Here is a 14014-nt window from a genome sequence, read left to right as displayed (position 1 = left end):
GCGTCGCCCGAAATCGACGGAACATCGGGGCCGCCAGGGCACGGTGGCGGACAACCCGAGACCGCACTGAGTATATTGGCCAGGAGCCAGTCAACGCAGGAGTTACAGGATGTCCCCCCGCAGCGCTTCGGTCAATGAGGAATTGCGCCGCCGCTCCCAGGAGCGTCTGCTGCAGGCGACGGTGGAGCTGGTCGGCGAGCGCGGATACGAGGCGACCACCCTCGCCGACATCGCCGACCGGGCCGGGGCCGCGCGCGGGCTGGTCTCGTACTACTTCCCCGGCAAGCGCCAGTTGCTGCAGACGGCCGTGCACCGGCTGATGCACCTTGAGCTGGCCAGGGGGCTGGAGCGCGAGCCGCTGCCGGACGGGGCGGACGCGGGCCGGGAGTGGCTGGCCCGGGCGATCGACGCGATCCTGGGGCTCGCCGTGGAGCGGCCGCGGCTGATGCGGACGCACATGGCGGGCATCCTGACGGCCGAGGGGTTCATCCAGTGCCCCGAGCAGCAGCGGCTGGCCGCCCTGCTGCGGGAGACGATGGTCCGGTACGGGTCGCCGGACCCGGACGCCGACTACCGGCTGTTGCGCGCTCAGCTGATGGGCGCCGTGGTGGCGATCCTGCTGCCGGGGGCGCCGATGCCGGCGGAGCGGCTGCGGGCCGAGCTGTTCCACCGCTACGGGCTGGACTGGGAGTTGGGCGCCCCGCCGGGCCCTGAGGGGACCGGCGGGACACAGGCCCCGGACGACCGGCGGCCGCCCGGGGCGGACGGTCAGCGGTAGTCGGGCTGCGTCTGCACGTTCAGCTCGCGCAGCCGCACCGACCGGGCGCCGTCGGTGCGCCGGTCGTCGATCTTCAGGACGTCGAAGCCCTTGGCGATGTCGTTGGAGTAGATGTAGCCGTTGTAGTAGTACGCGGACCAGGCGCCGCCGCCGACGAGGGTGTCGGCGGAGAGGGGGCCGCGCTCGAAGTAGCCGATCTCCTTGGGGTGCTCGGAGTCGGTGAACTCCCAGATGGACACGCCGCCCTGGTACCAGGCCTGGACCATGATGTCGCGGCCCTTGACCGGGATCAGCGAGCCGTTGTGGGCGACGCAGTTCTCGGTGTCCGCCTGGTGGCGCGGGATCTTGTAGTAGCTGCGGAAGACCAGCTTGCGGCGGTCGCCCTTGCCGACGATGTCGTAGATGCCGTCCGCGCCGTGGTCCGGGCCGACCTCGGCATTGCAGGTCGCGGCCCCGCCGCCGCCGAGTTCGTCGGTGAACACGACCTTGTCGCCGCGCTCGTTGAAGGTCGCCGAGTGCCAGAAGGCGAAGTTGACGTTGTCCTCGACCCGGTCGATGACCCGCGGCTTGGCGGGGTCGGCGATGTCGAGCAGGATGCCGTCACCCATGCAGGCACCCGCCGCCAGCTTCAGCTCGGGGAAGGTGGTGATGTCGTGGCAGCCGGTCGTCTTGGAGACGCCGGGGTTGGTGGGCGCGCCCGGGTTGCCGCCGTCCGGGAAGAGCACCGGGAAGTCGATGACCGCGGACTTCTCGGGCGCGCGGCGCGGCACCTTGATGACGGAGATCCCGTCGTGCGGCGGCTGGCAGTCCGGGAAGCCGGCGTCCGGGGAGTAGGAGGAGACGTAGATGTAGACGTTGTCCCGCTCGGGCACCAGGGTGTGGGTGTGCGAGCCGCAGGACGTCTCGACGGCGGCGACGTACTTGGGGGCGGTCTTGTCGGTGATGTCGAAGACCTTCATGCCCTCCCAGGACGACTTCTCCGTGGCGGGCTGCGTGGTGCTGTTGCAGGAGTTGTCGCTGCGCGAGGAGTCCGTGGACAGGAAGAGCAGGTTCCCGGAGACGCTGACGTCGTTCTGCGAGCCCGGGCACAGCACCTGGCTGACGGTCCTGGGGGCCTTCGGGTTGCTGATGTCGTAGATGACGAAGCCGTCGTAGTTGCCCGCGAAGGCGTACTTGCCCTGGAAGGCCAGGTCCGAGTTGGTGCCCTTGAGGGCCTGCTTGGGGATGTTCGTCAGATGGCTGACGTTGTCGCTGTGGACGATCTCGTCCACGCCGGGTATCTCGCCGTCCTTGATGGCGGCTCTGACGTCGTCGGCCTGATCCTTCGTCACCCGTTCACTCTTGGGGGTGGCTCCGGGGTCGGGCGTCGCGGCCGCCGGGCTCGCCGCGAACAGCGAGGCGAGGAGGCCGAAGGCGGCCACGGCCGTACCGAGGTGCCTGGGTCGCATCGGAGATCTGTGGCGCACCTGGAGTCTTTGCCACGGCTTCAACTGCGTCCTCCCTTGTCTTCCGTCGGGGTTGAACGATGGCGCGGGGGGCGGGTCCTGGGCAGTATGGCTCGATCCATGTACACCTCAACAGTCGGCAATGAACATGTAACGAAAATCTCTAGTCAGGAGCAGTCCTTGACGTGCTAATACGGTCAGCACAGCCCACAAAACGACCCTGGAGGCCACGGTGTTGAACCGGCGTACGACCACGACCGCGCGCGCGGCCTCGCTCGCGGCGGCGGTGGCCGCGGCCCTGGCGCTGGCCCTCACCGGCTGCGAGGGCGGGGGCGGCGCCAAGGCCGACAGCCCGGACGGGAGCGCCGGGCCCTCGGTGATCGCGCCGGGCAAGCCCGGGGAGCCGGCCAAGAAGCTGTCCGCCGAGGAGGCGGCGAAGGCGAAGGACGACGACTCGCCCAACTCGGCCGACTTCACCTACGTACGCATGATGATCCAGCACCACCGGCAGGCCCTGGTGATGACCGATCTGGTGGCCGACCGGGCGGGGTCATCGAAGATCAAACGGCTCGCACGGCGCATCTCCGCGGGGCAGGAGCCGGAGATCGAGGCGATGAAGGGCTGGCTGCGCACCAACGGCGGCACGGCGGACCACGAGGGCGGGCACGTGCACGGGGACATGCCCGGCATGGCCACCCAGGACCAGCTCGACCGGCTGCGCGCGGCCCGCGGGGCCGGCTTCGACAAGCTCTTCCTCGAGCTGATGATCACCCACCACGAGGGGGCGATCTCCATGGCCTCGGACGTCCTGGCCCAGGGCAACAACGTGCGGGTGGAGGAGATGGCGGACGACGTCATCGCGCAGCAGGGCGCCGAGATCCAGCGGATGCGGCAGCTCGGGTAGCGGGCGCCCGGGCCCCGGGCGCCCGCCGGTGCCGGGACGTCAGCTTCCGGCCCGGCCGTCACCCGGGAGCCTGGCGTCCGGCGCGTAATGCCGGATCGGGGCACCGGCCGGGTGCGATGCTGGAGTCATCCTCCGGAAGGAGCTCCGCCGTGCTTCGCGTCGCAGTCGTCGGGTCCGGGCCGAGCGGGGTCTACGCCGCCCAGGCGCTCGTCCAGCAGCAGGCCGTGCCGGAGGTGGCGGTGGACGTCCTGGACCGGCTGCCGTGCCCGTACGGCCTGGTGCGCTACGGGGTCGCCCCGGACCACGAGAAGATCAAGTCCCTGCAGAACACCCTGCGCGCGGTGCTGGAGCACCCGCGGATCAGCTTCCTGGGCAATGTGCCGGTGGGGCCCGCGCCGCTGGTGCCGGAGCGGCTGCTCGGGCTCTACCACGCGGTGGTGTACTGCGTCGGGGCGGCGGCCGACCGCCGGCTCGGCGTCCCCGGGGAGGACCTGACGGGCAGCTTCTCCGCGACCGAGTTCGTCTCCTGGTACAGCGCCCACCCCGACTCGGCGATCGACGCCTTCGCGCTGGGCGCGCGCTCCGCCGTGGTCATCGGGGTGGGGAACGTCGCGGTCGACGTGGCGCGGGTGCTGGCCCGCGGGGCGGAGGAGCTGCGCGCCACCGATGTGCCGCACGCCGCGCTCGGCGCGCTCGCCGCCAGCCGGATCACCGACGTCCACATGGTCGGCAGGCGCGGCCCCTCGCAGGCCAAGTTCACCACCAAGGAGCTGCGCGAGCTGGCCACGCTCACCGGCGCGGATGTGCTGGTGCGGCCCGAGGAGCTGGCGCTCGACCCGGCGTTCGCCGACCCGTCGGGGCTGCCGGGGCCCGGCCGGCGCAATGTGGAGGTGCTGCGCGACTGGGCGCGCCGCGCGCCCGCCGGCCGGCCGCGCCGGATCCACCTGCGCTTCTTCCTGCGCCCGGCGGCCCTGCTCGGCGAGGAGGCCGTGCGGGCGGTGCGGTTCGAGCGGACCGCGCCGGACGGGACGGGCTCGGTCGTGGGGACGGGCGAGTTCGAGGACGTGCCGGCGGAGCTGGTCCTGCGCTCGGTCGGCTACCGGGGCGTGCCGCTGCCCGGGCTGCCGTTCGCCGCGGACAGCGGGACGGTCCCGCACGAGCGGGGGCGGGTGCTGCGCGGCGGCGCGCCGTCGCCCGGCGAGTACGTGGCGGGGTGGATCAAGCGGGGTCCGACCGGGGTCATCGGGACCAACCGGCCGTGCTCCAAGGAGACGGTGGCCTCGCTGCTGTCCGACGCGGACGCCCTCCTCGCGCGCCCGGTGGCCGGGGATCCGCGGGCGGCGCTGCGCGCGATGGGCCTGGAGCCGGTGGAGTGGCCCGGCTGGCTGCGGATCGAGGCGGCGGAGGCGGCGCTCGGGCGGACGCTGGGGCGCGCGCGGGTGAAGATCCCGGACTGGCCGGGGCTGCTGACGGCGGCGCGCGACGGCTGAGCGCGGCCCGGCGGGGCTCAGCCCCCGTCGCGGCCGAGGCGCAGGTCCTGGTCGGCGGCGGCGCGCAGGACGCTGTCGAGGAGTCCGGGGAACAGCGCGTCCAGGTCCTCGCGGCGCAGCGCGTTCATCTTGGCGGTGCCCCGGTAGATCTGGTTGATCACGCCGCACTCCCGCAGCACCCGGAAGTGGTGGGTGGTGGTGGACTTGCTCACCGGCAGGTCGAAGACCGAACAGGACAGCTCGCCGGTCTCCCCCGCCAGGGTCCGCACCACCCGCATCCGCATCGGGTCGGACAGCGCGTGGAGCACGTCCTCGAGGCGGATGGCGTCGCGCGCGGGGTGCTCCAGCGAGCGGCCGGACGACGGTGGCTGGACGGTGGTTCGCGGCTGCACGACTGCTCCTCGGTGCCTCGTTTCGAGACCCCATTGTACGAGGATCTTCGTAATTTGACATCCGCCGTACTACGAGGCTTATCGTACTAGCGTCCCTGTGGAACGTCCCCGTGAAACCACGCGCCGACGCGAGATGGAGCCTGCCGTGAGCGCACTGTTCGAGCCCTACACCCTGCGGTCGCTGACCATTCCCAACCGGATCTGGATGGCGCCCATGTGCCAGTACTCCGCCGAGGTCAGCGGCGCGGCGGCGGGGGTGGCGGGCGACTGGCACTTCTCGCACTACACCTCGCGGGCCAGCGGCGGCACCGGCCTGATCCTGACCGAGGCGACCGCCGTCAGCCCGGAGGGCCGGATCAGCCCCGCCGACCTGGGCCTGTGGAACGACACCCAGGCGGAGGCCTTCCGCCGGATCACCGCCTTCCTCAAGGAGCGCGGCACCACCCCGGGTGTCCAGCTGGCCCACGCCGGGCGCAAGGCCTCGACGGGCCGGCCGTGGGAGGGCGGCGGGCCCGTGGCCGAGGAGCGGGGCGGCTGGCGGCCGTACGGGCCCAGCCCGGTGCCGTTCGACGAGGGCTACCCGGTGCCCCTGGAGCTGACGGCCGAGCGGCTGGGGGAGATCGTCGGGCAGTTCGCGGACGCGGCGCGGCGCGCGCTGGCCGCCGGGTTCGAGGTCGCCGAGGTCCACGGCGCGCACGGTTATCTGATCGGCGAGTTCCTCTCCCCGCACAGCAACCGCCGCACCGACGAGTACGGCGGCTCCTTCGAGAACCGGACGCGCTTCGCGCTCGAGGTCGTGGACGCGGTGCGCGCGGTGTGGCCGGACGAGCTGCCGCTGTTCTTCCGGGTCTCGGCGACCGACTGGCTGACCGAGAACGCCTCCGACGACCGCGAGGGCTGGACGGTCGAGGAGACCGTGCGGTTCGCGCGGGAGCTCCAGGCGCACGGCGTGGACCTGCTGGACGTCTCCAGCGGCGGCAACGCGCCGCGGGCGCGGATCCCCGTCGGCCCCGGCTACCAGGTGCCGTTCGCCGCCCGCGTCAGGGCGGAGACCGGGATGCCGGTCTCCGCGGTCGGCCTGATCACCGAGCCGGAGCAGGCCGAGAAGATCATCGCCAACGGGGAGGCGGACGCCGTGCTGCTCGGCCGCGAGCTGCTGCGCGACCCGTACTGGGCGCAGCGCGCGGGACGCGAGCTGGGCACGGCCGCCACAGTCCCGGCGCAGTACGGCTACGCCGTCTGAGCTGGGGTGACGCGGTGAAGCGGGCCGTTGTCAGTGGCGGGGTGCAGACTCTGTGATGTCGGACACATCAGGCCGGACACATCAGGCCGGACGCATCAGTCGGGCACATCAGACCGGGCACATCAGGTCGGGCACATCGCAGGGAGTGATACCCCATGGACGACGTCCTGCTCGCCATCGGCACCCGTAAAGGGCTGTTCCTCGGGCGCCGCCGCGGCGGCGGCTGGGACCTGACCGGCCCGCACTTCCCGATGCAGGCGGTGTACTCCGTCGGCGTCGACACCCGCCGCGCCGTGCCCCGGCTGCTGGTCGGGGCCGACAGCTCGCACTGGGGCCCGTCGGTCTTCCGCTCCGACGACCTCGGGCGCACCTGGCACGAGCCGCCCGCGCCCGCGGTGCGGTTCCCGGAGGGCACCGACACCTCGCTGGAGCGGGTCTGGCAGCTGCACCCGGCCGGGCCCGCCGCGCCCGAGGTGGTCTACGCGGGCACCCAGCCGGGCGCCCTCTTCCGGTCCGACGACGGCGGGGAGACCTTCGCGTTCGTCCGGGGCCTGTGGGAGCACCCGCAGCGGCCGGAGTGGGGCGCCGGCTTCGGCGGCCAGGCGGTCCACACGGTCGTCACCGACCCCCGCGACCCGGGCGCGGTGCTGGCGGCGGTGTCCTCGGGCGGGGTCTACCGGTCGGCTGACGGCGGGGCGAGCTGGGCCCCGTCCAACACCGGCCTCAAGGCGGAGTTCCTGCCCGACCGTTACCCCGAGTTCGGCCAGTGCGTGCACAAGATCGCGCCGGACGCGGTGGACCCCGACCGGCTGTATCTGCAGAACCACGGCGGTGTCTACCGCAGCGACGACGCCGGGGCGAGCTGGTCGGAGATCGGCAAGAGCCTGCCGGCCGACTTCGGGTTCGCGGTCGCCGCCCACCCCCGGCGCGGCGGCGTGGCGTATGTGTTCCCGGTCAGCGACGGCTCGGACCGCTATCCGCCCGGCTACCGCTGCCGGGTCTTCCGCACCGAGGACGCGGGCTCGTCGTGGACCGAGCTGTCCGCCGGGCTGCCGGAGGGGGACCACTACGGGGTGGTGCTGCGGGACGCGCTGCGCACGGACGACGCCGACCCGGCGGGCGTCTACTTCGGCAACCGCAACGGCGAGGTGTACGCCAGCGCGGACGAGGGCGACAGCTGGCGGCTGGTCGCCGAGCACCTTCCGGACGTGCTGTGCGTGCGGGCGGCGGTGGTGGGGTGAGCGGCCCTGAACGGATGAGCGGCCCGATCGGGTGAGCGGCCCCTGATCCGGTGAGCGGGCGCGGGGCCACGCGCCGAGCCACTAAAGTGACGCGACGTGGCACGACCCTTGAACGAGATCGTAGAAGCAGGCTGGGCCAAGGCACTTGAGCCGGTCGAAGGACGCATCGCCGCGATGGGCGACTTCCTGCGGGCCGAGATAGCGGCGGGGCGCACCTACCTCCCCGCCGGGCGGAACGTGCTGCGCGCCTTCCAGCAGCCCTTCGACGAGGTGCGCGTCCTGATCGTCGGTCAGGACCCCTATCCGACGCCGGGCCACGCCGTGGGGCTGAGCTTCTCGGTGGCCCCCGACGTGCGGCCGCTGCCCGGCAGTCTGGAGAACATCTACCGCGAGCTGCAGACCGACCTCGGCCTGCCGCGCCCGTCCAACGGCGATCTGACCCCGTGGACCGAGCAGGGGGTGCTGCTGCTGAACAAGGCGCTGACCACCGCGCCGCGCAGGCCCGCCGCGCACCGGGGCAAGGGCTGGGAGGAGGTCACCGAGCAGGCCATCCGGGCGCTGGCCGAGCGCGGCCGCCCCCTGGTGTCCATCCTGTGGGGCCGCGACGCCCGCAACGTACGCCCGCTGCTCGGCAGCCTGCCGGCCATCGAGTCCGCGCACCCCTCCCCCATGTCCGCCGACCGCGGCTTCTTCGGCTCGCGCCCGTTCAGCCGCGCCAATGAGCTGCTGGCGCGACAAGGGGCCCAGCCGGTGGACTGGCGCCTTCCCTGACGGCTTCCGTCCAGGTGGGCGGCGGGTAGTCTGCCCGCCATGACGACACATCCGAACACCCCTGCGGGCTGGTACGCCGACCCGCAGGGCACGCCGAACCTGCTGCGCTGGTGGGACGGCGCGCAGTGGACCGAGCACACCCACCCGGGGCAGCCGGGCCAGGCGCAGCAGCAGGCCCAGCCGGTCGCCGACCCGGCGAAGATCCAGCGCCAGGTGCAGCAGCAGGCGGGCGTCGCCCCGGCCCACGCCGGCGGCGGCACGCTCTTCACCGAGCCGGTGCTGGTGGTGAACCAGAAGGCCAAGCTGATCGAGCTGACCAACGAGTACAGCGTCTTCGACCAGCACGGGCGCACCATCGGGTCGGTGGTCCAGGTCGGTCAGAGCACGCTCAAGAAGGTGGCTCGGTTCGTGTCGAGCCTCGACCAGTTCATGACCCACAAGCTGGAGATCCGGGACGCCCAGGGGCAGCCGCATCTGGTGCTCACCCGCCCGGCGAAGTTCATCAAGTCGAAGGTGCTGGTGACCCGCCCGGACGGCCAGCCGGTCGGCGAGATCGTGCAGCAGAACGCCATCGGCAAGATCAACTTCGCGATCCAGGTGAACGGCCAGCAGATCGGCGCCATCAAGGCGGAGAACTGGCGGGCCTGGAACTTCGCCATCGTGGACCACACCGGCGGCGAGATCGCCCGGATCACCAAGACCTGGGAAGGTCTGGCGAAGACGATGTTCACGACCGCGGACAACTATGTCCTGCAGATCCACCGCCAGCTGCCCGATCCGCTGCTGAGCCTCGTCGTGGCCACCGCGCTGACCGTGGACACGGCGCTCAAGCAGGACGCGCGCGGGTTCGGCTGACCGGTGGGCGGCCAAGCGGAGCGGGCATACGTACTCGGGATCGACTCGGGCGGCTCCGGCGTCCGGGTCGCGCTGGCCCGCGCCGACGCCCGGCCCGAGGGCGGCGGCGACGGCCCGGCCCCGGGCCCGACCTGGTCCTCGCCCACGCCCGCCGTGGTCGGCGACCGGGGCATCGACGCGGAGAGCCTGCTGGCCCGGGTGGTGCCGGCGGCCCGCGCGCTGCTGGACGAGGCGGGGGCGTACGGTGTGGCGGCGGTGTGCGTCGGCGCCGCGGGCATGGCCACGCTCGGCGACGACCTGCGCGCCAGGCTGCCGGAGGCGCTGGCGCGTTCCCTCGGCGCCCGGCGGCTGGCCCTGGCGGCCGACGGGGTGACCGCCTACGCGGGGGCGCTGGGCCAGCGGCCCGGCGCGGTGATCGCGGCCGGTACGGGCATGATCGCCCTGGGCGTCCTGCCGGACGACGCGGGGGGCGGAGGCGGCGGCTGGCGCCGCGCGGACGGCTGGGGGCATCTGCTCGGCGACTGCGGCGGCGGGGCCTGGATCGGCCGGGCCGGTCTCGAAGCGGCGATGCGCGCGTACGACGGGCGGGAAGGCGGCTCCCGGCCGCTGCTGGCCCGCCTGGAGGCGGTCTTCGGCCCGGCGGGCGAACTGCCCGGGAAGCTGTATCCACGCCCCGACCGGCCCGCCGTACTGGCCTCGTTCGCACCCGAGGTCGGGCGGTGCGCGGACCGGGACCCGGTCGCGGACGCGATCCTGCGGGACGCCGCGCGGCACATCGCGCAAGCCGCGGAGGCGGTCTGTCCCGCGGTCGAGGGGGGCGAGGTGGCGCTCACCGGCGGGCTGTTCCGCATGGGCGACCCCCTGCTCGCGCCCCTGCGCGCCGAGTTGGCGACACGGCTGCCGCACGCCCGCGTGACCGAGGCCGCCGGGGACCCGCTGACCGGCGCGGTGCGCCTCGCCTCGGCGCTGGCCACGGACTCGCTGCGGCTGCCCGTGGACGCGGCGCTGCTGAGCGTCGTACGGGGCGGCCCGGACGGCACGACTCGGCAAATGGGGACAGATGGCCCCCCGTCGGCCCCTCCCGAACAGTCGATCACACCAAGCGACTAACATGCGGCGCCATGAGCTCCCCCACTGGGCCCGCGTCCGGCCTGCCTGTACGAATGCCGCGTCCCCGCCAGCCCGGACGGCACCGCCGGCCGGAGCCCGTGGTCGCCCCCGTCGGCGCCCCTCCGCTGGTACTCGCCGTCCCGGGCTCCCCTGACGACGCCATCCGGAGCCTGGCCGAGGAGGTCGTGAGCATCGCCCGCTCCGAGCTGCCCGGCCTGGACGCCCGGATCGGTTATGTGGACGCCGAAGGCGAGAGTGAGGACTTCCCGGCGCTCGAGGCCCAGCTCACCCGCGCCGCCCAGGAGCGCGGCGAGCGCGCGCGGCGGGCCGCCGAGGCCGCCAAGGCCGAGGCGGAGGCCCACGGCGGGGAGGGCGAGGCCGTCGCGGAGGCCGCCGCGGCCGCCAAGGCCGCCGTCGCGGCCGACGACGCCCCGTCCGCGGTCGTGGTGCCGCTGCTCGCCGGGCCGGACAACGCGCTGCTGCGCCGGATACGCCAGGCGGTCAAGCACAGCGGCTCCGCCGCCGAACTCACCGACGTCCTCGGCCCGCACCCGCTCCTCGCCGAGGCCCTGCACGTGCGCCTGTCGGAGGCGGGCCTGGCCCGCGCCGACCGCGCCCGGCTCTTCACGGTCGCGACCGCCGCGGACGGGATCATCCTGGCCACGGTCGGCGGCGCCGAGGCGGCCCAGGCCGGTGGCATCACCGGCATGCTGCTCTCCGCGCGCCTGGCCGTGCCGGTGATGGCCGCCGCGCTGGACGAGGACGGGGCCGTGCTCCGCGTCGCCGAGCAGCTGCGCTCGGCGGGCTCCTCCCGGCTCGCCCTGGCCCCGTACCTGATCGGCCCCGAGGTCGCCGCCGACCTCCCCGCGGCCGCTGCCGAGGAGGCGGAGTGCGCGGCCGCGGAGCCGCTCGGCGCCTACCCGGCCGTGGGCAAGCTGGTGCTGTCGAAGTACGCGACGGTGCTGGGCATCAAGCTCCAGCAGCCGTCCCCCGCCCTGCGCTGACGCGGCGCCTGCCCCCATGGGAGAGCGGCCGGGCCCGCCGTGCGCGGCCGGCCGCGCCGCTCGGCCGGGGACCGTGTGGGGGGCCGGCCGCGCCGCTCAGCCGAAGACGACGCAGGACGCCGCCGGGGCGTCGAGGGAGCCCGCCAGGGTCGGCACGCCCGTGGCGGGGTCGACGCGGAACCAGGTGACATCGCCCGAGCGCTGGTTCGCCGCGTAGAGGTGCCGGCCCGAGGGAGCGAGGGTCAGGTCGCGCGGCCAGTGGCCGCCGCAGGGCGTGGTGGCGACCAGGGCCACGGTGTCGCCGGACGCGTCGAGGGCGAGGGTCGTGACGCTGTCGTGGCCGCGGTTGGCCACCCACGCGAAGCGGCCGTCGCCGGAGACGACGACCTCCGAGGGGAAGGTGGGAAGGTCCGTGCCGGCCGGCAGGACACCTGCCTCGCCGAGCGGGTCGAGGACGCCGGACGCCGCGTCCCAGCGGCACACCGTGACCGTCGGCTCCAGCTCGCCCACGACGTACGCGCGGTCGCCGCGGGGGTGGAAGGCGAGGTGGCGCGGGCCGCTGCCGGGGCGCAGCCGGACCTCGCGGTGGAGGCGCGGCGGGGTCTGCCCCGCGCCCAGGGCGTACACCCACACCGAGTCCGTGCCCAGGTCGACCGCCAGGAGCCAGCGGCCGGAGGGGTCCGGGTGGACGGCGTGCGCGTGCGGGCCCTCCTGGCGGTCGGCGTCGGGACCGCCGCCTTCGTGGCGCAGCACCGCGGACGGTTCGGCGAGCGCGCCGTCGTCCCGTACGGGGAGCGCGGTGACGCTCCCGGAGCCGTAGTTGGCGGTCAGGAGGCATCCGGCGGCGAGCGCGAGGTGCGTCGGGCCGGCGCCGCGCACGGGCACCGGGGGGCCGAGCGGGGCGGGGGGCCGCGCCGGGTCGGCGACGCGGAAGGCGGCGGCCGCGCCGTCGTCCGTCTCGCTCACCGCGTAGAGGACCTCGCCGCCGGGCGCGAGCGCGAGGAAGGAGGGGTTCGGCACGGCGTCCGTGGTGTGCCGGGCGCTCAGCGCGCCCGTCTCCGGGTCCACGGCCGCGACCGTGACGCCGGCGCCGCCCTCCGAGGTGAACGATCCGATGTACGCCCGCTGTCCACTGCCTGTCCGGCTCACCACGCTGCCCTTCCGCCGACTTACGGTCGGAGCCGACCGTAGCGCACCGGTCTAGACCAGCCCGTATACCCGTGCGCTCTCGCGCGCGTCACGCCCCCGCCAGGGGCGTCCTCGCGCCCCCGAGCAGGGGCGCCGCGAGGGCGGTGAGCGACGCCTCCAGGCCGTGCAGATGCGCCAGCGCCCGCTCCGCGCCCGGGTGGGGGTGCGGCTCGGCGCCCGGGGCCAGGAGTCCGGCGGCGGGGCGGGCCGCGGGGTTCACCAGGCGTCCCACCGCGGCCTCGACGCGGAGGCAGGCGGCGGTCAGCCGGGCGTCGTGCGAGGCGTCCGGGTCGGCGGCGACCTCGGCGAGGCCGCGCGCCTGACGGGCGCAGTCGTCGAGGGCCACCATCACCTGCCGGGCCCTGGCCCTGCGGGCGCGCAGCGGGCTGAGGGGGTGCAGCAGCGGGGCGAGGGACATCCGCAGCCGGCCCAGCACCGCTTCCAGCTCGGCGACCCGGGGCGCGGGGTCGGCGGCCGGGTCGCCCGCGAGCCGCCGCGCGGATTCGGCGGCGCACTCCCGTACGCAGCGCAGGGCGCGCCCGATCCAGGCGTCGGTCGCGGCGTGCGTGGTGATCGGCAGAACGAACGTGACGGCGAGGGCCGCGCCGAGGGCGCCGACGGCCGTCTGCTCCAGGCGCAGCGCGAGCAGCCCCGGGTGGAGCACGCCGAGGAGCCCGTAGAGCAGCCCGGCCAGCAGCGTGACGAAGAACATCATCCAGCTGTAGGACAGGGGCGCGGTGTAGAAGATGCCGAAGACGCAGGCGGCGAGGAGGGCGAGGGTGGGCGCGGGGGCGCCGTGCAGCGGCACCGCGATCAGCAGCCCCGCCGCGATGCCGCACACCGTGCCCACGACCCGGCGGAAGCCGCGGACCAGCGTCTCGCCGCGGGAGGCGGTGTTGACGAAGATCCACCAGGCGGTGCCGACGGCCCAGTACCAGCGCTCCTGGGAGACGGCCTGCCCGACGGCGAGCGCGAACGCGCAGGCGGCGGCCGCCTGGAAGGCCTGCCGGACGGCCGGGTGGGCCGTCCCCCGCCCGGCCGCGGGCGGCGCCGGGGCGGCGGGCGGCGGGGTGCGGCGCTCGAGGCGCCAGAGGCCGAAGCGCACCCCGGCCGCCGTGGCGAGCGCGAGCAGCACCGCCGCGCACAGCTGCGGCAGGCGGTCCGGCACCGCGTGGAGGAACTGGGTGGCGAAGAACATCATGAAGGCGAAGATGCCCAGCGCGTTGCCGCGCGGCCCGTGGCGCCGGGCGGCGACCCCGCAGAAGACGACCGCGAGGAAGGCCGCGTCGCGGGCGAGCGGCCGCTCGTGCAGCGCGGTGGCCAGGGCGAGCACCGGAAGCCCGGCGAGCGGGAGCAGCGCGGTGGTGACCGCCTGGCCCCGCACGGTGGGGTCGGCGACGGTGAACAGGGCGAGCAGCGCCGCGAGCCCGCCGGTGACCGCGGCGGCCGTCGGCAGGCCGGCCGCCACCACGGCGGCCACGGCCAGGCCGATGCCGAGGACGGCGCGCGCGGAGGCGCGCAGCCGCAGCCGCCCCGGGTCCGGAGCCATGAACACCCTCTTCAGCCGCACCGCTTCCCCGCTCCCTCTCGGCG

Annotated in this window: 13 protein-coding genes; 9 read left to right on the top strand and 4 right to left on the bottom strand. The window is 74.6% G+C overall.

All coding sequences use genetic code 11. The features are described 5' to 3' along the window. Positions 1-109 precede the first annotated feature (109 nt). Complete coding sequence (locus tag BBH68_RS28175) at positions 110-778, top strand: TetR/AcrR family transcriptional regulator (protein ID WP_065966518.1); 669 nt, start codon at positions 110-112, stop codon at positions 776-778. On the opposite strand, the gene BBH68_RS28170 is transcribed toward BBH68_RS28175, so the two are convergent. Beyond that, a complete protein-coding gene (locus BBH68_RS28170; RefSeq protein WP_065966517.1) occupies positions 769-2226 on the bottom strand; it encodes an LVIVD repeat-containing protein in 1458 nt (485 codons plus the stop codon). The genes BBH68_RS28175 and BBH68_RS28170 overlap by 10 nt on opposite strands. 229 nt (positions 2227-2455) lie before the next feature. Here BBH68_RS28170 and BBH68_RS28165 point away from each other — a divergent pair, with 229 nt between their 5' ends. Beyond that, complete coding sequence (locus tag BBH68_RS28165; RefSeq protein WP_425428855.1) at positions 2456-3127, top strand: DUF305 domain-containing protein; 672 nt, start codon at positions 2456-2458, stop codon at positions 3125-3127. Positions 3128-3276: 149 nt separating this feature from the next. Further along, positions 3277-4617, top strand: coding sequence for an FAD-dependent oxidoreductase (locus tag BBH68_RS28160; RefSeq protein WP_065966516.1), 1341 nt, complete (start codon positions 3277-3279; stop codon positions 4615-4617). Between the two features lie 17 nt (positions 4618-4634). On the opposite strand, the gene BBH68_RS28155 is transcribed toward BBH68_RS28160, so the two are convergent. Beyond that, positions 4635-5009 carry an ArsR/SmtB family transcription factor gene (locus tag BBH68_RS28155; protein WP_065966515.1) on the bottom strand — a complete coding sequence of 125 codons (375 nt, stop codon included), beginning with the start codon at positions 5007-5009 and terminating at the stop codon, positions 4635-4637. 145 nt (positions 5010-5154) lie between these two features. Here BBH68_RS28155 and BBH68_RS28150 point away from each other — a divergent pair, with 145 nt between their 5' ends. The 6 genes from BBH68_RS28150 to BBH68_RS28125 all read left to right on the top strand — a co-directional run bounded on the left by BBH68_RS28150 (position 5155) and on the right by BBH68_RS28125 (position 11233). Further along, complete coding sequence (locus BBH68_RS28150; protein WP_065966514.1) at positions 5155-6252, top strand: NADH:flavin oxidoreductase/NADH oxidase; 1098 nt, start codon at positions 5155-5157, stop codon at positions 6250-6252. A gap of 155 nt (positions 6253-6407) precedes the next feature. Beyond that, on the top strand, positions 6408-7493 hold the full coding sequence (locus tag BBH68_RS28145; RefSeq protein WP_065966513.1) for a WD40/YVTN/BNR-like repeat-containing protein: 1086 nt from the start codon (positions 6408-6410) through the stop codon (positions 7491-7493). Between the two features lie 108 nt (positions 7494-7601). After that, complete coding sequence (locus BBH68_RS28140; RefSeq protein ID WP_065966512.1) at positions 7602-8264, top strand: uracil-DNA glycosylase; 663 nt, start codon at positions 7602-7604, stop codon at positions 8262-8264. Positions 8265-8303: 39 nt separating this feature from the next. After that, positions 8304-9119: an LURP-one-related family protein gene (locus tag BBH68_RS28135; RefSeq protein WP_065966511.1), complete on the top strand. Its 816-nt coding sequence runs from the start codon at positions 8304-8306 to the stop codon at positions 9117-9119. Positions 9120-9122: 3 nt separating this feature from the next. Next, positions 9123-10229, top strand: a complete 1107-nt coding sequence (locus tag BBH68_RS28130; RefSeq protein WP_065966510.1) for an N-acetylglucosamine kinase — start codon at positions 9123-9125, stop codon at positions 10227-10229. Positions 10230-10240: 11 nt separating this feature from the next. After that, positions 10241-11233 (top strand): sirohydrochlorin chelatase family protein, encoded by a 993-nt coding sequence (locus BBH68_RS28125; RefSeq protein ID WP_079151239.1) that lies wholly within the window; start codon positions 10241-10243, stop codon positions 11231-11233. A 96-nt stretch (positions 11234-11329) separates the two neighbouring features. Here BBH68_RS28125 and BBH68_RS28120 read toward each other — a convergent pair whose 3' ends face one another. After that, positions 11330-12382, bottom strand: a complete 1053-nt coding sequence (locus BBH68_RS28120; RefSeq protein ID WP_065966692.1) for a lactonase family protein — start codon at positions 12380-12382, stop codon at positions 11330-11332. 88 nt (positions 12383-12470) lie between these two features. Then, positions 12471-13970, bottom strand: coding sequence for an FUSC family protein (locus tag BBH68_RS28115; protein WP_065966691.1), 1500 nt, complete (start codon positions 13968-13970; stop codon positions 12471-12473). Between the last annotated feature and the right edge of the window lie 44 nt (positions 13971-14014).

This window comes from Streptomyces sparsogenes, from assembly GCF_001704635.1.
Taxonomy (GTDB): Bacteria; Actinomycetota; Actinomycetes; order Streptomycetales; family Streptomycetaceae; genus Streptomyces; species Streptomyces sparsogenes.
This window is presented reverse-complemented; position numbering and strand designations above follow the sequence as displayed.

Coding starts and splice junctions, on each gene's coding strand:
- BBH68_RS28135 (WP_065966511.1), top strand. CDS start 8,304: ATGACGACACATCCGAACACCCCTGCGGGCTGGTACGCCGACCCGCAG.
- BBH68_RS28125 (WP_079151239.1), top strand. CDS start 10,241: ATGAGCTCCCCCACTGGGCCCGCGTCCGGCCTGCCTGTACGAATGCCG.
- BBH68_RS28170 (WP_065966517.1), bottom strand. CDS start 2,226: ATGCGACCCAGGCACCTCGGTACGGCCGTGGCCGCCTTCGGCCTCCTC.
- BBH68_RS28145 (WP_065966513.1), top strand. CDS start 6,408: ATGGACGACGTCCTGCTCGCCATCGGCACCCGTAAAGGGCTGTTCCTC.
- BBH68_RS28175 (WP_065966518.1), top strand. CDS start 110: ATGTCCCCCCGCAGCGCTTCGGTCAATGAGGAATTGCGCCGCCGCTCC.
- BBH68_RS28115 (WP_065966691.1), bottom strand. CDS start 13,970: ATGGCTCCGGACCCGGGGCGGCTGCGGCTGCGCGCCTCCGCGCGCGCC.